Here is a 19371-nt window from a genome sequence, read left to right as displayed (position 1 = left end):
TCTATTCAGATTAGCGTCGAAACGGGAGCGAGAGACGTTGATACAACAAAAATCAGGGAGTGTTTTGTACAAACCTCCGAAATCGGATACAGTCGTGTGTATCCGGTATAGCAGTTCTTTACGCCGGGATTTCACTCGACTGTACTCTTGGTGAAGCGCCATACAGTCGTCTGTATTTGACGGTTTCAGAGCGACATTCGCGGTCCTGTGGATGGGGTTGGAGATCGAGTCGCAGTGGCGCTCAGCGTCGGGGTCGTCATAGCCACTGTCGAGCGGAGCTGGCGCGCGCTCGCGAACCGGACACGCAGCGCTGAGCTACACAGAGAGGTATCTGAGGTGCACAGCGGTACTGTAGAGAGTCCCTCAGCGAACAGTCGCGGAGACGAGACCGTATCGCGTTCGCTCGTCGTACGGATTGCCGCTTGGCGAACGCCGTTACGGCGGAGGTGGAAACCACGAGTATGACACGCGTCACAGTCTGGAACGAGTACGTTCACGAGCAGGAACACGAAGCAGTCGCAGACCTATACCCCGATGGAATTCACGGCGCTATCGCCTCAGCCCTGGAAGAGCGCGGATTCGACGCGGAAACCGCGACACTCCAAGAACCCGAGCACGGTCTCACCGAGGATGTACTGGCAGAAACGGACGTCCTTACCTGGTGGGGACACGCCGCACACGACCAGGTCGCTGACGAAGTGGTCGCCCGGGTGAAAGAGCGGGTCCTCGACGGCATGGGACTCATCGTCCTCCACTCGGGCCACTACTCGAAGATATTCCGCGAGCTGATGGGGACGACCTGCAGCCTGAAGTGGCGCGAGGCCGCCGAAACCGAGCGGTTATGGGTCGTCGAACCCGGCCATCCAATCGCCGATGGGGTCGGCGAGTACATCGAACTCCCGGAGACCGAGATGTACGGCGAGCGCTTCGACATCCCCGCGCCGGACACGCTCGTGTTCAACTCCTGGTTCGAGGGCGGCGAGGTGTTCCGGTCGGGCTGTTGCTACCGCCGCGGCGCAGGTCGTATTTTCTACTTCCGGCCGGGCCACGAGACCTATCCGATTTACCACGACGAAGCTATCCAGCAGGTCCTCGCCAATGCCTGCGAGTGGGCCGCGGCAGGGGACGGACCGGAACCGTCGTTTGGCAACGCCGACCCCATCGAAGACATCGACGAAAGCGACGAGCGGTCGGTCCACTGATTTCAGCCTCGCGTACAGCCGAATCGTGTGTAACAGGTGTTTGATTTCGTTCTATTACATTGTATACGCACAGCAATGGACTCGATGCGGTCACTGTGGAAACACGGGCTGTGGCTTCGCTCGCCACCGTTCAGCACTTCCTGTGTGCTCTACATCGAGCTGTATTCCCGTCTGGAGTGTCGATTCGGGGCGGTCGAACAGCGGCTCAAACGATGTCCCGACCGGCGACAGCACTCGCCATCGGTACGCGCCCCCGGTGCGTTCCGACTCGAATACGACGCCATCGCCAATAGAATCGGTAACGACAGCAGGCACGGCACAACACCGGTCAGCCTGCTCGTGATACGTATATACCGTCCTGCTGGCGAGTCGGCAATCAAGGACCTGTGTTCTCGCGTCGCAGAACAGCAGGGTCCGTCGAGACACTCGTTACAGCGTTCAGCATCGAGAAACACGTCATCGAACGCAGCGATGGCGTCAGCGGGACCGTCAACATGGTTGATACGCCAGAGGGCGTTTTCAGTCACGGTACACGTGGCGTTCCGAAGTCGTACCCTCGGATACTCCTGAAACAGGTCCATCACTGGATCAGCACCCGCAGCGAACCTGAGGGTGAACGCGACCTCCTTCATACCAGCTTCACGGCTCTGTGATGTCATAGTGAATCAGTGGATAATGCTAGCTGTCGTCTTCAGAACCTCAGACCGACTGTAGTGGCTGGTATCGGTCGCAGTAGCGTAGAGTACGCACTTGGTTAGAGTCAGGAGATGTGAGGTTACCTATCGTCGAATACAGTCTGTGTTCGCCGGCCAGTGTCCAGCGACACAGTGTCCGGTGGGTAGTAGTGAGATAGGCCTGCCCGAACTCGCTTCGAGGCCTATGCTTCGGGGCCGAACATCTCGTCCGCGTCGGCGGGGGTATCGAAGTCGTGGAAGTGCTCTCCCTTCTCCTTCGTGAGGATATTCAGCGCTGCGGCCGCGCCGTCTCCGGCAGAGATGACGGCCTGCCACTCCTCGGCTCGGACCATACCCCCCGTCGCGTAGGCGTCGTTGACGCTCGTCTCCATCGTCACGTCCACGTCAACGGTATCCTCGTCGGTCATGTCACAGCCGAGCGACGCAGCGAGGTCACGGTTGGCCCCCGTCGCGAGGACGAGATACGCCGCTTGGTACGTGTCATCTTCGGTGGTGACCTCGAATCCGGCGTCAGTTTGCTGTACGTCGGTCACCTCTGTACCCTGCTTTCGGTCGACGCCGAAGCTATCGACCTGTGACCGGGCGGTTTCCATGAACGCGGAGCCGTCTTGGGACCCGACCCCGAGATAGTTGAACAGGTGTGCTTTGTGCATCCACGTCCCGTCAGTGTCGAAGACCGTCGTCTCCAGTCCGTTTTTTTGTGCGAACAGTGCCGCACTCAGGCCGGCGGGGCCGCCGCCGACAATGAGAATGTCTGTCATGTTTCTGCATTTCTATTCGCTCACTGGTAATTGTTTTCATCCAATGAAAGCGGCCAGTCGGATTTGGTGCGCAGTATGAGAACGGTTTTGCACAGCCGACCCGAAGCACGCCCATGCGCGCAGCCATCTACCGTGGCCCCGGTGAGATTACCGTCGAAGAGGTCCCCCGACCAGAGATTGAATCGCCGACCGACGCGATTGTACGCGTGACCCATACCGCTGTCTGTGGCTCCGACCTGTGGTTCTATCGCGGCCAAAGCGACCGTGAGGAAGGGTCACGCGTCGGCCACGAACCGATGGGTATCGTCGAGGAGGTCGGCGACGATGTGCGCTCTGTCGAACCCGGCGACCGGGTGTTCGCCCCGTTCGTTATCAGCTGTGGCCGGTGTGAATTTTGTCGGAAAGGGCTGCATACGTCCTGTGTCAATGGCGATTCGTGGGGCGGCGAAAACGGCGGCGGGCAGGGTGAGTACGTCCGAGCGCCGGAAGCCGACGGGACGCTGGTCCGCGTTCCCGACCGTCACGCCGACGACGAGGACACGCTGGAAGCGATTCTGCCCCTGACAGATGTTATGGGCACCGGCCACCACGCGGCGGTGAGCGCCGGTGTCAGTGAAGGCGACACCTGTATTGTTGTCGGCGACGGTGCCGTTGGACTGTGCGGGGTGCTGGCGGCACGCCGCTTAGGTGCAGAACGCATCATTGCGATGGGCCACCACGAGGACCGCCTCGAACTCGCCGAGTCGTTCGGTGCGACAGAGACCATCGCCGCACGCGGCCAAGAGGCCGTGGACGCCGCGGACGACCTGACCAACGGCGGTGCAAACCACGTCCTCGAGTGTGTCGGTGCGGCTTCAGCAATGGAGACTGCCATCGATGTCTGTCGCCCGGGCGGGACCGTCGGCTACGTCGGCGTCCCGCACGGGCTCGATGACTCCGGGCTAGATATGTTTTCGCTGTTCGGCGATAATATCGGGCTCAACGGCGGCGTCGCACCGGTTCGTGCCTACGCTGACGACCTGCTGGCCGATGTGTTGCAGGGCACGCTTGACCCGTCGCCGATCTTCACGAAAACAGTCGATCTCGACGGTGTTCCCGAGGGATATCGGGCGATGGACGAGCGCGAGGCGATCAAGGTTCTCGTCAAGCTGTAGTCGGTCTGTGGTGACTGACAGTCATGCAAACCGCGGGATGATTCGCTAAACGGTACGGCTAGTTCTAGACGACTCACACGGCCGAAGCTCCGGCACAAACGATGTGCTCCTGTGGCGAGTTCCCCGTAATCGACAGACCCAGCTAGACGAGCTTTCCACACGAACGACAGCGCGGGCGGTCAGCCGAGGGGTCATACGCCAGCGCAACGTCGTTGCAATGACGGCAGTATCGGTCGGAGCCAGTGGTGTAGGAATGCGTGTTCCCTTCGTGTACTAACATATGTGAGATGATGGCATGGTGGTATAAATTCTTTCTGGACAAACAGACTGTTATACCCTTATATACCATATATACTGGCAGTTATTGCTATAGTTGTAGACCGTTCATCCAGATATGTGGGTATCGATCTCAATACAGTTACGCAAGCCGGTTCTAAGAGTGTGGGGGAGAGCGGTTAGATTTCGCCGTTGATGATGGCTGCCACTCGCTGTCGGTCGAACAGTTGCTCCTGGTCCGAGGTAGTACCGAGGCCGTGCCACTCGCCGAACGTCTCAGGGTAGAACTGTTTGGCGGCGGCTTCCGTCTGAAACAGATTAATAATTGGTCCCTGATACGAAGTCCCACCGCGGTAGAGTCGGTCATTCTGAACCGCTGAGAGTTGCTGACCAATAGGGTCTTCTCGCATCGTGGCCATTCGGTCCTCGAACTCCTCGGTCGAAACGTGCGAGAAGCCGTACTGGAACAGGAGGATGTCGGGGTCGACATCGAGGAGTTGCTCGTAGTCCCACTCGGCGTAGCTCCCGTCGATAACTTCGTCGAACGCACCGCGCATCCCAAGGTCACGGTACTGCTTGTGCCCGTTTCCATCGTGGACGGGATAAGCGTAGAACGACCCGCCTTCGAAGTCGGAGTTGATCGAGAGCAGACCGACTGTTGGCCGTTCGTTTTCAGGCGGCAGCCCGTTGTTGATTTCAGTGAGCAGCGAATCGTGGAGGTCAGCAAACGCCGCGTAGCGTTCACGTTCCTGGAACGCATCGGCGATTCGGTCGAAGGCCTCGTACAGCGAGTAGTACCGGTAATCGTGCCAGTCGTCGTTCCGTCGCCGGATGCTGTTCCCGACGATCGGGCCGATGTTGGTTCTGACCTCAGTGAAGTCCGAATCGGACCAGGTGTCGTCAAGCACCCGGACGAAGTTCGGGTCAAACAGGTGGACATCAGAGTCCATCTCGTAGAAGGCCTCTTTGCCGATACTCCCGTCGCGCATCAGTTGTGGAATATCATCGAACGTCACGTCGACGTTCGGGATGGCGTCGAAGAACGCCATCGGCCAGTTCTCAGTGAATATCAGCCCCGCAAGACCCTCAAGTTGCCCCAGCGCGATAGCCATGTCCCCGTAGGTGCTGAAGTAGGCCATCCACCGCTCAGGAGCCGAGTCGAACTGTACCTCGCCCATCGGCTCCATCGACACCGTGTACGAGTCCGCTGCAGTCGGTGTCGTCGCGTCGGGGTTTGCAGTAACTGTCGACGCGTCACTGTCTGTCGATTCCGGCGTCGACTGTGAGTCGGCATCGCCGGTACAGCCGGCGAGCAGCCCACCACTGATGACCGCCCCGCCGTATTTCAGATAGTCTCTGCGCGTCCGTGCGTCGGTTGTCGTGTCGTTATCACTCATGCTTCAAATGCTCCGTTGATGATGTCTGCGACCCGCTGGCGGTCGAACAGCTGTTCCTCGGGCGGAATCTCAGGGTACGGCCCCGAAGTGTAGGTCGGCCACTCGCCGAACTGCTCGGGATACAGTTGCTTAGCCGTCATCTCCAGTTGGAAGAGGTGCAGTATCGGGCCCTGATATCTCGCCCCCTGTGGGTAAATCCGGTCGTTCTGTACGGCCGTAATCTCCGACCCGACCGGGTCAGATTTGAACGCTTCCCGTCGCTCCGGAAGGCTCGTACTCGGTTCGAACCCGCCGAGGTGCAAGATTACATCCGGGTCGGCCTCAAGTAGGGTTTCGAAGTCGACCACAGAGTTCGTTTCGACCGACCCCTCGAAGGCGTCTCGTGCCCCGAATGGGCGGGTATGCGCGGTCAGGAATCCGGGGTTGTCAAGCGTATAAGCGTAGATCTCGTCGAGGTCAGCCGCGGCGAGCATCACTGCCGACGGCCGCTCCGACTCGGGCGGCAGATTCGCGTCGATAGTCGAGCGCATCTCGTCGTGGATCGCCGCAAGCGCCTCGTAGCGGGCCTGTTCCTGAAACGCCTCGGCCACGAGTTCGAACTGCTCCCAGAGGGTGTAGTACTCGTAGTCAGCCCACCCGGACGGGGGTTCGGCGTGCCGGTCGCTCAGTGAGTTGCCGAACCATGGTGAGACGTTGGTGGCGACCTCCTCGAAGTCCTCCCGGTCCCAGTTGTCCTGTTTGGCGATCCAGGCCGGGTCTGCCAGATGGATATCGCTGTCCAGTTCGTACAGTTTCTCCTTGCTCGGCTTCCACGAGGAGTACAGTCCGGTCCAGTCCAGCGACACCCCCGGAAGTCGGTCGACGAACTGGTTCCAGAGCCCGTTATAATATTCAGGGGCGTGCATTGCCGTGACGGTATCCCCACGCCCCAGCGCGAATGCCATGTCGGCGTGGTGTGTGAGCCGCGTAAAGACGGTCTCCGGTGGCGAGTCGAAGGTCACCGCTCCCATCGGTGACATCGACACAGAGTACGAACCGTCGACCGTGTGGGTGTCCGTCTCCGCTCCGGACGCCGTTTCTGTGGCCCCCTGCTCGGCGTCACTGGTACATCCCGCAAGCAACCCGGCGGTGAGAACCGTTCCCCCGTACTTCACATACTCTCTCCGCGTCGGTGTCTCGGCGTCTGTAGCGTCGCCAGCCATTATTTTAGGCTGACCTAAAAAACATATAATTGTTCCGATTTGCCGACCCAGAACAGTCGATAGCAAACGCCGTCTAGCGTCCGTTTCAAGATTCCGTCATTCTAACCGCGGTGGCAAGGTGGTCTCTGTAGCTCTATTCGGCAACGACTTCCTCAGCACGGTCCGAGTCGGCAGAATCGTCACCAGCAGTGTGTTCGTCACCGTCGTGGCGGGGACGGATCGGATTCACGCGTGGGCCGTGTGGCGTGGCCGTGACCTCTGCTTCGATCTCGAAAACGTCCGCGAGTAGTTGTTCGGTGACGACATCCTCTGGCCGTCCCCGTGCCTGAATCTCGCCGTCTTTGAGTGCGACCATCCGGTCGGCGAGGCGAGCCGCCTGCTCGATATCGTGCAGGACGACAACGATGGTAATGTCACTCTCGTCCCGGAGCGTTTCGATTATCTCCATCACCTCAAGCTGGTGGTGCAGGTCGAGAAACGTCGTCGGCTCATCGAGCAACAGCACGTCGGTGTCCTGTGCAAGGACCATTGCGATCCAGGCGAGCTGTTTCTGGCCCCCACTGAGGCTGCCGACTTCGCGCTCACGGATGTGTCCACAGCCGGCCAGATCAATCGCCCGCTCGACAGCAGCCTCGTCTTCTTCGGTGACGCTGTCGAAGAACCCGCGGTGTGGGTAGCGACCGTGATACACCAGATCCTCGACCGATATGCTGCTCGGCGACGTACTCTCCTGAGAGAGGAGGCCGAGTTTTCGGGCAATCGCTTTGGTCTCAAGCGTCTGGATGTCTTGTCCGTCGAGCAGTACAGATCCGGCGTCGGGTTGGAGCTGATTTGCGAGCCCTTTCAGCAACGTGCTCTTGCCGGACCCGTTCGGGCCGACGAGCGCTGTCACGGCCCCCGGTTCAGCGGAAATCGACTCGCCGTCGATGACCGGGTCATCCGCACTGGAGTACGAAAGCACCACATCGTCGCCGACCAGCGGCCGGTCCCGGCGGGCTGACTGGGGCCCAGCAGCGGTGTCGTTGGTCGAGGCGATACCGTCCGAGTTCGAGTTGTTCTGTGGCATTAGATCTCACCCATCTGTTCCTGTCGCCGCATCAGATAGAGGAAGTACGGGCCGCCGACGACGCCGGTAACGACGCCGACCGGAACCTGCGCGGGGTTCAGGGCCAGCCGCGCACCGACATCTGCGACGACCATCAGCGCCGGCCCAACGAACACGCAACCGATGAGGAGCCGGCGGTAGTCGCTCCCGACGATGAGTCGGACGATGTGAGGCACTACGAGGCCGAAGAACCCGATGATTCCCGCGACGGAGATCGCCGTGCTGGCCGCCAGAATGGCGACTCCAGAAAGCAGGAACCGAACCCGCTCGACACTCATCCCGAGCGAGCGCGCGGTCTCCTCGCCGAGCAGGAGGAGGTTCAGTTGGCGTGCGCCGGCCAGCGCGAGTAGTGTCGCAGCCATCGTCGGGATGATAGCGATTCGGAACTCTTCCCAGCCGACGCCGGTAAGCGAGCCGGTAATCCATGCCAGTGCTGACTGAACAACGCCCAGATCGTCGGCGAAGAAGAACAGTCCCCGCTGGAGGGAGGTAAACACCATGTTGACGATGACACCGGCAAGGACCAGTCTGACCGGGCTCGTTCCGCCCTTCCACGCGATCATATACACAAGCAGGAACGCGATGGAACCACCGACCGCGGCAAACAGCGGGAGGAACGGGGCGAGACTACTGAACAGAACGAGGGTTAGCAGTACAGTGAGCCCCGCTCCGGAGCTCACGCCCAGGACAAACGGACTTGCCAGCTCGTTTCGTGTCACGGCCTGGAATATCGCTCCGGAGACGGCGAGACACATCCCCGTAAGCACCGCGACGATGACCCGCGGCATCCGGATGTTCCAGACGATGAGTGTCCGTTTCGGTAGTTCGGGGAGCTCGGCACCGAGGAAAAACGACTGCCACGCCTGAACACTGAACCACACCTTCGGATCGAACACGGCCTGCCACGCCTGAAGGATTGTCATCGAATACGCCCCGAAGCTCACCTGGAGCAGGCCAGCCCCAAAGGCGACGGCAATGCTTGCGACACACAGTCCGAACAGGGACCCATCGAGGGTGTCGAGCCAGGATCTGGCTTGCGACCACGCATCGGTAGCGCCCTGTGTCTCACTGGCCATTACTCGCTCACCTCCGCACGTCCGTCGCTCGCGTCGAGGTAGTCCCGGATTGTTTCGTCGTCTATCGCATCGAGGACAGCAGTCTGATCGAGCCCCGAAACGACCGCTTCGGGGTCAAGGTAGCCCGCTAGTGTTTCCTGCCCTGTTTCGGTCCGGGCGGCTATTTCGTCGGGCGTGATATACGACGACCGGCGTTCGTCGATGACCGCCTCACGGACCCGCTGGAACCGCTCCGACTCCGGCGCAACGGGGGCGTCCTCGGCGTACCGGTCGTCGAAATAGTCGACCCAGGTCGCTCGATCAGTCCATTCGTCGTCTAACTCGGCCTCGCGACGGACCCAGTCCACACCGTCAGCGACAGCCTCCCACCAGCCGTCGTCTATTCGCACATCCGCGATCACCCGGCGGGCGACCCGCGCGCCCCGGCCGGCTGCAATGATCGCCTGCATATCCGCTTCGTCGGACGGTGACGCCACGTAGAGACCCGGAACCGGTGTCGTGCCGTCCGCGTTGGCATACTCACGGTCGAAGGTTTCGTGTTCCTCGCCGTCGTGTTCGTACGTCTCGAACATCGCCGCGTCGTCGTCTAAGCCACGCATGTACTCGCCGTCGTAGCGGGTCGCCGCGATGACACGACGAGTCGTGGCCGTCTCCCCCGCCTGCGTCTGGACTACGAACCCCTCCCCCTCATCGGTTCTGTCAAGCGATTCGACCAACTCGGAGACGACGGTACAGCCAGCGGTCTCAGCATGGTCCTGAATGCGGTCGTACAGCGTGTCGATGTCAATACCGGCCGGGAAACCGAGGTAGTTTTCGAGGTAGGCACAGCGCTTGAGCGACGACCGGCCACAGTCGTAGATTGCCGTATCGAGGTCCGCTCTGGCCGTGAACACACCCGCCGCACACCCCGCCGGACCGCCCCCGACAATAATGACATCCCGGTCGAAGGTCGTCCCCGTTCGGTTCCCGACTGTCACCATAGTCACGACGCTCCGTTCGGTATCCGTGATATCGACAGCCGGCGCGGCAGTTCAGCGGTGTCGATCAGTGCGTCCAACATACTGTTTAGGGCAGCCTAAATGGATAAAGCGTTTTCGAATTTTAGGCAGACCGAACAATATGTGTGTCGTTCACAATTTCCACCAGAGCGGCACGTCCGGTGTGGTCGCTCGAATAGGACGATTTCTCGACCGACGAGCGGCCAGCGGGAGCAGACTCACCGCTAGTAGCGTCAGTTGCCGGTCGCCACTCGAAGTTCGGGAAAGTATCGACCGTGGAAATCAAACGGGGCTGCGTGGGGAAGCGATGCTCTGGCGCGCTCTTCGAACGTCTGGCCGTCGAGTACGAGCAACCGGGACTGGTCGTCTGCCGCGTTCAGCGCAACGACCAGCACCACGCCGTCATCCTCGGTGTCGCCGTCTGGTGCGGGAACAAACACCGGCTCACCGAAGTAGTCCCCACCGTCGTCGAACGTCTCGACAGCACCAGTGTCAGTGTCGAGTTTCAGCACACGACGGGCCCACTCGGTAACGGGGGTGTCCATCCCCATCGCGTACACGTAGCGGTGCGGGCGACACCACCGCGACGGTGAGACAGTCGGAAGTGCGCTGCCGTCGGAGTACAACATCTCTCGCGACACCGTCGCGTCGGGAGGGTCGTAGCGGGTCACGCCGCTCCCGGTACCGAGGTCGACGGTGAACCGCTCGATGCGGCCGACGATAGCGCCCATCTCGCCCGCACGAAGGTTATCCAGATACAAGGAGTCGATAGTCGTCGCGTCGGGTACTGTTTCGAGATCGAACACGAGTTCCCTGCCGCCGGCTCGCTCGAACGCGTTGACGTGGTGGAAGCCGAACACGGCGTCGGTGACCGGCTCGGCCACGACCGTCCCGGTAGTCCGGTCCATAACGATGATTCGAGTCCCGCGGTCGGGGTCCCACTCGAACTGCTCGATGAAGGGCGCCTGCCGGCCGGGCTTGAGAAACCGTCGCGGGTCGAGTCGGAGCGGGAACTCCGTCAAGACGACGTACCGGGGCGTAAGCGCGAAACTGTGCATGTACGCCGGCCGGTCGGTGTCGACGCTCCCGACGTGTCGTCGGGTCCCGTCGGGCGACATTGCGGTGACGTGGTACTGGCTGGTCCGTCCGAACGCCGTTTCGACGTTGACAAGGACGCCGCTCGTCGGGTCGCGTTTAACATGGGCACAGGAGAGGTGGCCGGTCGGCACGTCGTCGTCGTGTTCGAGGTGACCTGTCGTTTCGAGCGTGTTCGGGTCGAAACGAACCTTCCGGGGCGATTCAGTCAGTGCGAGGTACTCGTCGCCGAACCGCTCGGCGATGATGTTCGTGTTATCGTAGGGGTCGGTCAGGAACGTAGCCAGCCGCGAGCGAAGCGTCGTCTCGCCCGTCGCAAAGCCGCCCTCGAAGTTGCCACTCGTCGCCGCCCTGTACGCGTCCGTCCGGAGGAAGCGGTTCCGATAGTGTACCGCGTCAGTGTCGGGGTCAAAGGTAAACCGGTACAGCATCGCGAACCCGTCGAACCAGTGGTCGACACTGCTACCGTTCGGGAGGGAGAACGCGCCGGGCCCGTTCCGGATGAGGCTGCCGCGGAGCCAGTCCGGGAGGTCACCGGTCACGGAGATGGATGCCGCCGTCTCATCATACAGGGAGTGGAACCCGGGGTGAGAAGCCATACCGGTACATTGGGTGGCAGCGGCTAAGGCCTGACGCCCCTGCTCAGGGGCATCACTCGCGGGTCGTGTACGCGTTCCCGCTGACGACGACGCAATCGTCCCGTGGCCCGTACGGTCGGTACGATGGCGAGTCCGTCCGGCGACGACGGAGCGACCGGAGCACGTCGGCTTTCACCCACGCGAAGCCGACCACGATTACGGCGAAGCCAGCGATGGTCACCGGGCCGAGTGTCTCACCGAGCAGGAGCCAGCCGCTGATGGCCGTCACTGCCGGAACCACGTAGGACACCAGGCTGGTTTCAGCGGCCCCGACTGTGCTGATCAGGCGGAAGTAGAGGAGGAACCCGATTGCGCTGGCCACGATGCCGAGATACGCGATTGCGGCTATCTGTTCGAGCCCGACCGTGACGGTTCCCAGCTGCTCCGATGGCAGCCCCGCGCTGACAGCGTGCAGGATGCCTGCCCCGAGCAGCGTCATCCAGGCCTGCAGGCTCACGAGCGGGAGCGAACTGGTGTAGCGCTCGGTCAGGACTGCGCCGACGGCGAAGGCGACAGCCGAACTGATGAGCAGGGCGACACCGAGCAGCCGACCGCCGACCGCTCCCGGTGTGGGGTTCGCAATGATGACCACACCGATGAACCCACAGACGGTGCCGATGAGTTCGTGTGGTCGAGCCCTGTAGCTCGGTATCAACGTCGATGCGAACGCCGGCGTCACGACCGGCGTGAGACTGAGCAGGATTGCGCCGAAGGAACTCGGGACGTACTGCTGGCCGAGAAACAGAAGCGCGAAGTGTGCCCCGATGAGGACGGTGCCGCCGATGAAAATCAGCGACCAGTCATCGCGAGTCTGTGGACGCAGCGCCCGCCCTCGCCAGAGGGCATAGCCAAGCAGGACGACTGCAGCGATGTCGTGTCGGACAGCTGCCAGCAACACCGGCGGGACGCTTTCGAGACCAGTCTTGATCGCCACAAATGAGAGTCCCCAGATGAGTGCGAGCGCAGCAAACAGCAAGCCGATATATCGTGTCGAGCGTGTCATTCCAGTAGAGACTATCCGTATGTGCTGGAGGAGTATGAAGCTTCTATCGCCACTGTGACGCACACACACGGCCTCTACGGCCCTCCCCGTTGTTCAGAAATTCCCGAAAACAGTGTGTGTCCGCAGTACTATTGCGGCCACTTGTACCGAGACGTATCGTTCTTCTCGGCTCCGGAACACAGAGCTCTCATTCGGTCACCGGACAACCGTTCAGTATACTGTCAGCAACAGCAAAACGAGGATGATGCCCACGTCAGCAGTCCGACGCAGGCAGGGGTCAGCTTGACATCGTGTCGAAATGCCAGCCCGGGTCGGTCCCGGTCTTGTCGATGTACTCGGACCGACACGCGGGACAGCAGTCAGGAACCGCGGATTTGGACCTGGGAACGTACACCGCGCCGTCGCACTCCACACAGGCGTCTGCGACGACAGTCACGCAGTCAGAACAGAGATTGAAGTCGTCGACTGTGAGGTCTCGCAGGGGTTCGAGTTGTTTGTCCAAGAGGTACTCGTCGATAGCCGCCTGACAGTTTTGGCACAGTTGCATAGCGATCCAACTTGATGCATGATACCGTGACACAAATAGCTGCTGCCTGGTTATCGATTGTGAAGTTATCGGTGGATGGGTATTCGATGACGGCACCACCGAGAAGTGACAGATACGAAAAGAGCTACGGGGCACGGAACACGCGAATGGTGTCCCGGGACGTGGGTTCGCGGATTAGCTGCGCGAACCCGAGTTCCGAAAACACCTGCTTCCAGTTGCGGTGATACAGCGGGAACTCGTCGTCGACGTAGCTCACCGCAGTGTCTTCGCGTCCACGCTCGGGGCTGTTCCCCTCGTTTTCGGCGATGATGAGGAGGTCCCCGGCGATACGGGCGATCTCTTCAAACACCCATGCGTCATCGGGGTGGATGTGCTGGAGGGTTTCGACCGAGTAGACGACATCGAAGGCGTCGGCCTCGAACTCGGTGACGATGTCTTCGAGGGCACCGGTATGGAACGTCCCCGAATCCGCGAGCCGAGGGTAGTGCTCAGCCATCACGTCGAAGGATTCGTCGTTGATGTCGATGCCGGTGAGATTCCCGTATCCGTTGGTCTGCAGATGCGCCAAGTGGCGACCCGAGCCACAGCCCAGTTCGATGATTCGGGCGTCGTCGTGGACGTAGTGGTCGAGTACATTGACCAGCGTCTCACTCACCTCGTTCGGTCCGAGTTCAGCGTAGTACTCCGGCGAGAACTTCCCGGAACGGGAGGCCCAGTCGTTGCGAACGTCGTCCGGGTCCATACCTACCGTTCACCGTTGCGGAATAAATGCACCACGAAGTGCGTGCCGGACAGTCGATGGACGCAAGCAAGGACCATCCTTACTGTGATACAGGTGACACTCTATCCAGACTGGGAGCGGGTAGAACTGCCGGTGACGGGCTATGACTCGTACTGGAGCAATCGGTCAGCCCGTGTTTCAAGCTCCGCCTCGTCAATCTCACCCGATGCGTACTGTTGTTTGAGCGTTTCCAGTGAATCCGGCTCGACGGTCGCCTCCCCCTGAAGCTGTACGTACAGCAGAGCACCGACCGCGATAGCAGCGATGATAAATGCTGCGAACAGCAGCCACCAACCGCCCGGGGTCATGCCCATACCCATTCCCCCACCGTGGGGCCCCATCGGTCCGTGCTGGAGTAGTGCAGTTGTTAGTGAAAGCATCTGGGACACCTCTGTTTGTAGATACGAATCTTATGGCATAATTACGTGCGCTGTTTCCCATAGACTGAGAACACAGCGCGGGCGAAAAGCGGCGGCTTCTCCCCTGGGAGAGGAGTCTGTTCCCGGGAGTGTCCGTGGCTCTCAACACCGGTTTCACCCGACGCGGAATTCACGGCCGTGCCAGTCATCGATTCGAAGTTCATACGGCGTCGTCGTGGCTGTATCGTCCCAGCTAACTGGGTTCGGGGCGAACTGTGTGTTGCTGGCCAGCGAGGCAAGGGCCGGCTCTACCTCGTCGTACGTCGCCTCCACCAGTTCACCCGTGACCACGACGCTCCGCCACACCGATTTAGGTTCGGTTTCCTCGTACACGGTGAACCCGACGGTGGCGTCTGCAGTCAGATGCTGGTGTTTCTGGCTATCGTCGCTCTCTGACAGATGAAACGCCAAGCTATCCGTCGCTGGATCGTATCCGAACGCCACCGGGACCGGATACGGGGCCCCCCCAGTTGGACTGGACAGTGCCAGCACGCCGATTCCGTTGTCGGTGAGGACATCAACGACCGCGTCGTCACTTAGTTCTTGCATCCCGAATACAACGTTATCTGGCAACTACTTGGGAATTAGACCGCATTTTCACTCGGTGGGAACGTGAGAGTTACTTTTCAAATAATGGGTAACAGAACAGGTATGGGCACAGACTCGACGGGGGCGTTCGCCGAGTGGGACGAAGAACGGTACAGCACCAATATCGAGCGGTTCGACGAACAGCACAAGCGCCTGTTCGGGCTACTGAACGACCTCCACACTGCAATGAACGAAGGCCACTCGGAGGAGGAGGTCGGTGACATTCTCCGGGAACTGGAACGCTACACCGAGTACCATTTCGGTGACGAAGAGGAGTTCATGCAGAACTGTGGCTACGCCATGGACTGCAGCGACTGTTTCTACAACCACCGTGAAATGCACGAGGAGTTCGCCGACAAAGTGCGAGAACTCCGCGAGAAACACGAAAACGGGGAGTACGTCACGATGGAGGTCCTGACAGTCGCCCGAGACTGGCTGGATGCGCACATCGCCGCCGGCGACGAAGACCAGAACTACGCGGACTACTTCCAGAACGAGGTCAGCGATGACTACGAGTACGAACCCGGGCAGCTATATCAGGACCGCACGGCATCGGAAGACCCGGTCCCAGTTGACCGGCAGAGCGAAGCCGACGGGGTGCGCCTCGACAGCGACATCTACGACGGGGGCTCGCTTTCGGTCCCGGACGGGTCAGTAGCGGCCTGGTTCGAAGATGTCGTTTCGGAGCACGGGGATCGGACCGCGGCGCTCGTCCGAGATGACGGCGAGTTCGTTGAACGGAGTTTCGATGAGCTGGCCGAGCAGGCGAAAGCAGTCGCTGGCGGACTCCTCTCGACGGAACTGCGTCCGGGGGACCGGCTGGCAATCAGAGCACAGTCCCAGTACGAGTGGTCCGTTCTGGACCTGGCCTCTCACTTCGCTGGACTGGTCCCGGTCGCGCTCTACCCGTCTGCGAGCGACGACCGGGCAGCCCAGATTATCGAACGGACTGGCGCAACCGGACTTGTGGCAGCGGGAGACGTGACCGAAGACCTCGCACTGGCCGTCGAAACCGTGCTTGCTTTCGAGGACCTCCCGACAGCTGAGGCGAGAGTGCTTCCCGGCCTACAGACGGACGGTGACGAGGTTGCGACAGTTGCGTTCGACGTGGCATCCCCTGCGGAGAAGGCCGGTTGCGCGCTGACACACCGAAATCTACTGGCGGCCGCAGAGAGCCTCCGAGAGGCGCTTCCCACAGGCCCCGGAGCGACCGGAACGTGTTCGCTCCCACTGGCACACATCTATCAACGCGTCGCGACGTACTACCTCTGGGCGACCGGGAGCGCCGTCGCCTACCTCGGGACCGATGAGTTCGTCGACCAGCTCGCGGCTGTTGCGCCAGATGTGCTCGTCGGTGTCCCGAAGATGTACCAGCAGCTCTACGGAACGATTCAGGACCGTCTCGGCGATATGGGCTGGATGAAACGGAAGGTCGGCGGTCGAGTAGCGTCCTACGGAGAAGGAGTCGTCGAAGGACAGGGGACGCCGCTGAAATACAGAGCCGCCAATCGCCTCGTCTACAAGCCGCTCCGACAAGACGCGGGGTTATCGAACCTCACTTACGCACTCTCCGGGACCGGCCGGCTGGACGACCATCTGCTGTACTTCTTCCGGGGGCTGGGGGTTCCGATATGCGAGCTCTACGGCTCCGTCGGCACAACCGGTGTGGGGGCACTGAACCCGGCAGACTCCTACGTCGAAGGGTCGATTGGGGACCCGATGCCGGGCGTTGAAATCGCCGTCTCCGAAAACAGAGAGCTACTGGTCCGCGGCCCGACCGTCCTCGGCGGCTTCCTCCACGACGACCAGACCGGCGCGCAGACGCTCCGAGACAACTGGTATCACACCGGCGAAGTCGGTGAAGTGGGACCGGACGGCACGCTTTCGCTCGGTGAGTGAGAGCGGCCGTGAAGCCCGTGGCAGTGCAGTCAAGCGGTGCCGCGGTCACACGGGTCAGACGAGGCGAAACCCGAGCGCGACAAGCGGCACAAGGACGAGTAGGTATCCGGCCGCCGAGATCGCCCAGTCGCGTCTGATGTCTGGGACCCGGGCCGACGGCAGCCGGGAGCGTGGGAGGACGGCGAAGACAAAAAAGCCGACCATCAGCGTGTAGAGGACGGCGGCAGCGAGGACCGCTGCGACTATCGACGGCCCGCCCAGCAACCCTTCAGTGGTGAAAAGGACCCAGACGAACAGCGGGCCAGTGAGCCAGCCAGCAATATAGTGGACCACGCTCGCGAGCCGCTCGGGGGCGTTCTGCGGGGCGCTATCGGTCAATACACCGGAGGCAATGAACGGCGGCGTTTCGCCTTCCGGCAGTCTGGCCATCACTAGGTCCATCACAACCGTCGCGACGACACCAGCAGCCACGCCGATACCAAACCGGAGTGACACCGTAAGCGCCGTGACAAGAGGTACCGACTCCATGTACTATTGAGTGGACGGACCCGTATTCTGTCTGACGGTTCGGGCCGACAGCGGTACCGATTTATTGGGTGCAAAAGCCTCTAAGGCCGTCCGTCGTAAACAGTGCATGCGCACACAGGATGCGGGACACCGGGCGGCGGCAGTCGCCGCCATCGCTGACCGCGAGTACCGGCGTGCCGGCGACGAATACACGCGGGCAGGCTGGCGTGTTCTTGCGGACCCGCGGGACGGTATCGAGCCGTTCGCGGCCGACGAGAAGGGGTGGGTCGGTGACGGGCTTCAGTACCTTGCGACGAGCGCGGTCTGTTACCGCGTCGCCGGACAGGATACGCGCGCCACACGTCGCGGCGTCGAGGGCGTCGCCGTGGCCAAGGATGTGACCAACGGGCTCGAACATCCGGTTCAGCACGCCTGTCTCAAGGAATTCGTCGCGGACTTCCGGGCGGTCGGGGGCCTCGACGGGGTCGAGACGGCATACCGCGAGGCTGAGGCGGCATACAACGACGCCGGAAGTGCTGTCGACAATCCGCAGGCGTGGGGGACGACGCCCCTGTTCGAGGCCGCTGCGACCCTCATCCAGCATGTCGCTCGTGGCCCGGCTAACGGCGAGATCGCTATTCCCTGGGAAGACCTCCACGGCGCGGACCCAGACGACGCCGGCAGCTTCCTCGCACAGCGAGCCATCGTCAAGCGCCAACGGTTCTCGACTCTCGTCGAGCAGGTGATCAACGACGGCTTCCTCGCCACTCCTCGTGGAACCACGGAGTACGACACTGACCACCACCGCTGTCCGCACTGTGACTCAACAGATGTGAACTGGGTCGCAGAGAGCGTCGTGTGCCTGCGGTGTTCCCGACCAACAGCCGAAACAAACTAAGACACATCGTCTTCCCCCTGAGTATGACGAAACCTCGCAACGCCTCAGCTATAGTTTGATTTTTCAATAGCCGATGCTATCGTTATAATAGTGTCTACTGATTTGCCGCTTGTTCTGGCACTAGTCAGCCTATTCTGAACAGATTTGTATTTATCAGGCCAGCAAGAATTGACGGATGGAGAAAAACACCTATACAAGGACGGCGTCAGTCACGTTGTCGGTTCGGACGACTCGGGCAGTGAAGCCGAATCAGCACGCGCTTCCATCAGCAATCGGCGACTAACAATGTGGTCGACGACAGTGGTGCTGTCGAGAATTTCTGTTTCACCGGCGTGGGTTTCTGGGTCACCGGCGTACCGCCGTATCTTGAACGAATCCATCGCATTCCGGTTCTCCGAGACTGGTTCGATGACTTCGAGATGCTCGCCGGTGACGGAGTTGCGGTAGGTTTCGCCCGTGGCAAAGCCGACAACAGGGACATCCGCCGGCCATTCCCACGAAAACTGCCGAAGATACTGGTCGAACTGCCAGACGAGATGTGCCGGGTCGAGATCGTCGTCAAGCGCACCGACAGTGGCCGATTCAAGTGTCCGGTCCCAGTAGTCGACGACGCATTCCTTGAGGTCGTCTTGCAGACAGTCTTCGACCAGTTTCTGCTCAATCGGATAGCCGATCTCGATGGCAACGATGGCGTGTCTGTCAAGATGGGTGAGACAGCGCTGGCATTCGATCTCGAACACGGACAGGCCGAGCGGGTTATCAGCAGTCAAGTGCGCCAGTTCGTTCCCGCAACTGGGACACCAGAGAAACAAGACCCCGTTGTCCGCACCGGAGAGTTCGCCGAGCACGGTCAGATCATCGAAGGTAGTGTCGGGGTCTGTCATCCGGGTCTCGGATTGCGACTCCGGAACGGGCTCTGCGGCATCGTCCGCGTACTTGGCCAGCTTCCGGTCTTTCAGTAGCGACTTGATAACCGAGTCATGCGAGGAGTGCGACTCTGTATCACGTATTTTCTCTATCTGTTCTTTCGTCCAGTCGCGTACGCGGATAGTTGCCATTTATCACACATCCAGACCAGACTGCAAAAACATTTTCCTTTTATAATGAAGGTTAATCCTCCGAGCGACCAC

General features: G+C 60.8%; 19 protein-coding genes. 4 read left to right on the top strand and 15 right to left on the bottom strand.

The window, feature by feature from the left end; genetic code table 11:
- Positions 1–461 precede the first annotated feature (461 nt).
- Positions 462–1202: a ThuA domain-containing protein gene (locus tag DVK00_RS12795; protein ID WP_101351726.1), complete on the top strand. Its 741-nt coding sequence runs from the start codon at positions 462–464 to the stop codon at positions 1200–1202.
- A gap of 90 nt (positions 1203–1292) precedes the next feature.
- Here DVK00_RS12795 and DVK00_RS22005 read toward each other — a convergent pair whose 3' ends face one another.
- Positions 1293–1517 carry a hypothetical protein gene (locus tag DVK00_RS22005; RefSeq protein WP_233560795.1) on the bottom strand — a complete coding sequence of 75 codons (225 nt, stop codon included), beginning with the start codon at positions 1515–1517 and terminating at the stop codon, positions 1293–1295.
- Between the two features lie 562 nt (positions 1518–2079).
- Complete coding sequence (locus DVK00_RS12785; RefSeq protein WP_101351725.1) at positions 2080–2658, bottom strand: NAD(P)/FAD-dependent oxidoreductase; 579 nt, start codon at positions 2656–2658, stop codon at positions 2080–2082.
- Between the two features lie 113 nt (positions 2659–2771).
- Here DVK00_RS12785 and DVK00_RS12780 point away from each other — a divergent pair, with 113 nt between their 5' ends.
- A complete protein-coding gene (locus DVK00_RS12780; RefSeq protein ID WP_121536967.1) occupies positions 2772–3812 on the top strand; it encodes a zinc-dependent alcohol dehydrogenase family protein in 1041 nt (346 codons plus the stop codon).
- 455 nt (positions 3813–4267) lie between these two features.
- Here the strand turns inward: DVK00_RS12780 and DVK00_RS12775 are convergent, their stop codons facing one another.
- From DVK00_RS12775 to DVK00_RS12725, 11 genes are all read right to left on the bottom strand, one after another.
- Positions 4268–5485 (bottom strand): ABC transporter substrate-binding protein, encoded by a 1218-nt coding sequence (locus DVK00_RS12775; protein WP_101351723.1) that lies wholly within the window; start codon positions 5483–5485, stop codon positions 4268–4270.
- A complete protein-coding gene (locus DVK00_RS12770; protein ID WP_101351722.1) occupies positions 5482–6687 on the bottom strand; it encodes an ABC transporter substrate-binding protein in 1206 nt (401 codons plus the stop codon). The genes DVK00_RS12775 and DVK00_RS12770 overlap by 4 nt, the downstream gene beginning before the upstream one ends.
- Before the next feature lie 133 nt (positions 6688–6820).
- The gene (locus DVK00_RS12765) at positions 6821–7753 is read right to left on the bottom strand and encodes an ABC transporter ATP-binding protein (protein WP_101351721.1); all 933 of its coding nucleotides are present in this window, start codon (positions 7751–7753) and stop codon (positions 6821–6823) included.
- Entirely contained in the window at positions 7753–8868 is a 1116-nt protein-coding gene (locus DVK00_RS12760; protein WP_101351720.1) for an iron ABC transporter permease, read from the bottom strand. The genes DVK00_RS12765 and DVK00_RS12760 overlap by 1 nt, the downstream gene beginning before the upstream one ends.
- Entirely contained in the window at positions 8868–9848 is a 981-nt protein-coding gene (locus tag DVK00_RS12755; protein WP_121577808.1) for an NAD(P)/FAD-dependent oxidoreductase, read from the bottom strand. The genes DVK00_RS12760 and DVK00_RS12755 overlap by 1 nt, the downstream gene beginning before the upstream one ends.
- Positions 9849–10099: 251 nt before the next feature.
- Positions 10100–11560, bottom strand: coding sequence for a carotenoid oxygenase family protein (locus DVK00_RS12750; protein ID WP_121577807.1), 1461 nt, complete (start codon positions 11558–11560; stop codon positions 10100–10102).
- A 52-nt stretch (positions 11561–11612) separates the two neighbouring features.
- The gene (locus tag DVK00_RS12745; RefSeq protein WP_101351717.1) at positions 11613–12602 is read right to left on the bottom strand and encodes a DMT family transporter; all 990 of its coding nucleotides are present in this window, start codon (positions 12600–12602) and stop codon (positions 11613–11615) included.
- A gap of 277 nt (positions 12603–12879) precedes the next feature.
- On the bottom strand, positions 12880–13149 hold the full coding sequence (locus tag DVK00_RS12740; protein WP_101351716.1) for a hypothetical protein: 270 nt from the start codon (positions 13147–13149) through the stop codon (positions 12880–12882).
- A gap of 124 nt (positions 13150–13273) precedes the next feature.
- Positions 13274–13891 carry a bifunctional 2-polyprenyl-6-hydroxyphenol methylase/3-demethylubiquinol 3-O-methyltransferase UbiG gene (locus DVK00_RS12735; RefSeq protein WP_101351715.1) on the bottom strand — a complete coding sequence of 206 codons (618 nt, stop codon included), beginning with the start codon at positions 13889–13891 and terminating at the stop codon, positions 13274–13276.
- 140 nt (positions 13892–14031) lie between these two features.
- Positions 14032–14244, bottom strand: a complete 213-nt coding sequence (locus DVK00_RS12730; RefSeq protein ID WP_101351714.1) for an SHOCT domain-containing protein — start codon at positions 14242–14244, stop codon at positions 14032–14034.
- A 219-nt stretch (positions 14245–14463) separates the two neighbouring features.
- Entirely contained in the window at positions 14464–14898 is a 435-nt protein-coding gene (locus DVK00_RS12725) for a pyridoxamine 5'-phosphate oxidase family protein (protein ID WP_101351713.1), read from the bottom strand.
- Positions 14899–15000: 102 nt separating this feature from the next.
- Between DVK00_RS12725 and DVK00_RS12720 the strand changes: the two genes are divergently transcribed.
- Positions 15001–16836: a bacteriohemerythrin gene (locus tag DVK00_RS12720; protein WP_101351712.1), complete on the top strand. Its 1836-nt coding sequence runs from the start codon at positions 15001–15003 to the stop codon at positions 16834–16836.
- 54 nt (positions 16837–16890) lie between these two features.
- Here DVK00_RS12720 and DVK00_RS12715 read toward each other — a convergent pair whose 3' ends face one another.
- Positions 16891–17364: a hypothetical protein gene (locus DVK00_RS12715; RefSeq protein WP_121536961.1), complete on the bottom strand. Its 474-nt coding sequence runs from the start codon at positions 17362–17364 to the stop codon at positions 16891–16893.
- Positions 17365–17470: 106 nt separating this feature from the next.
- Here DVK00_RS12715 and DVK00_RS12710 point away from each other — a divergent pair, with 106 nt between their 5' ends.
- Positions 17471–18241, top strand: coding sequence for a hypothetical protein (locus DVK00_RS12710; protein ID WP_101351710.1), 771 nt, complete (start codon positions 17471–17473; stop codon positions 18239–18241).
- Between the two features lie 209 nt (positions 18242–18450).
- Here the strand turns inward: DVK00_RS12710 and DVK00_RS12705 are convergent, their stop codons facing one another.
- Entirely contained in the window at positions 18451–19299 is an 849-nt protein-coding gene (locus DVK00_RS12705) for a hypothetical protein (protein ID WP_101351709.1), read from the bottom strand.
- Positions 19300–19371 lie beyond the last annotated feature (72 nt).

The organism is Haloarcula sp. Atlit-47R, from assembly GCF_003665985.1.
Taxonomy (GTDB): domain Archaea; phylum Halobacteriota; class Halobacteria; order Halobacteriales; family Haloarculaceae; genus Haloarcula; species Haloarcula taiwanensis.
The sequence above is the reverse complement of the archived record's forward strand: the minus strand, read 5'-3'. Positions and strand labels throughout refer to the sequence as shown.

Coding starts and splice junctions, on each gene's coding strand:
- DVK00_RS12795 (WP_101351726.1), top strand. CDS start 462: ATGACACGCGTCACAGTCTGGAACGAGTACGTTCACGAGCAGGAACAC.
- DVK00_RS12730 (WP_101351714.1), bottom strand. CDS start 14,244: ATGGGCATGACCCCGGGCGGTTGGTGGCTGCTGTTCGCAGCATTTATC.
- DVK00_RS12710 (WP_101351710.1), top strand. CDS start 17,471: ATGCGCACACAGGATGCGGGACACCGGGCGGCGGCAGTCGCCGCCATC.
- DVK00_RS12715 (WP_121536961.1), bottom strand. CDS start 17,364: ATGGAGTCGGTACCTCTTGTCACGGCGCTTACGGTGTCACTCCGGTTT.
- DVK00_RS12720 (WP_101351712.1), top strand. CDS start 15,001: ATGGGCACAGACTCGACGGGGGCGTTCGCCGAGTGGGACGAAGAACGG.
- DVK00_RS12735 (WP_101351715.1), bottom strand. CDS start 13,891: ATGGACCCGGACGACGTTCGCAACGACTGGGCCTCCCGTTCCGGGAAG.
- DVK00_RS12760 (WP_101351720.1), bottom strand. CDS start 8,868: ATGGCCAGTGAGACACAGGGCGCTACCGATGCGTGGTCGCAAGCCAGA.
- DVK00_RS12745 (WP_101351717.1), bottom strand. CDS start 12,602: ATGACACGCTCGACACGATATATCGGCTTGCTGTTTGCTGCGCTCGCA.
- DVK00_RS12740 (WP_101351716.1), bottom strand. CDS start 13,149: ATGCAACTGTGCCAAAACTGTCAGGCGGCTATCGACGAGTACCTCTTG.
- DVK00_RS12785 (WP_101351725.1), bottom strand. CDS start 2,658: ATGACAGACATTCTCATTGTCGGCGGCGGCCCCGCCGGCCTGAGTGCG.
- DVK00_RS12705 (WP_101351709.1), bottom strand. CDS start 19,299: ATGGCAACTATCCGCGTACGCGACTGGACGAAAGAACAGATAGAGAAA.
- DVK00_RS12780 (WP_121536967.1), top strand. CDS start 2,772: ATGCGCGCAGCCATCTACCGTGGCCCCGGTGAGATTACCGTCGAAGAG.
- DVK00_RS12750 (WP_121577807.1), bottom strand. CDS start 11,560: ATGGCTTCTCACCCCGGGTTCCACTCCCTGTATGATGAGACGGCGGCA.
- DVK00_RS12775 (WP_101351723.1), bottom strand. CDS start 5,485: ATGAGTGATAACGACACGACAACCGACGCACGGACGCGCAGAGACTAT.
- DVK00_RS12770 (WP_101351722.1), bottom strand. CDS start 6,687: ATGGCTGGCGACGCTACAGACGCCGAGACACCGACGCGGAGAGAGTAT.
- DVK00_RS12755 (WP_121577808.1), bottom strand. CDS start 9,848: ATGGTGACAGTCGGGAACCGAACGGGGACGACCTTCGACCGGGATGTC.
- DVK00_RS12725 (WP_101351713.1), bottom strand. CDS start 14,898: ATGCAAGAACTAAGTGACGACGCGGTCGTTGATGTCCTCACCGACAAC.
- DVK00_RS12765 (WP_101351721.1), bottom strand. CDS start 7,753: ATGCCACAGAACAACTCGAACTCGGACGGTATCGCCTCGACCAACGAC.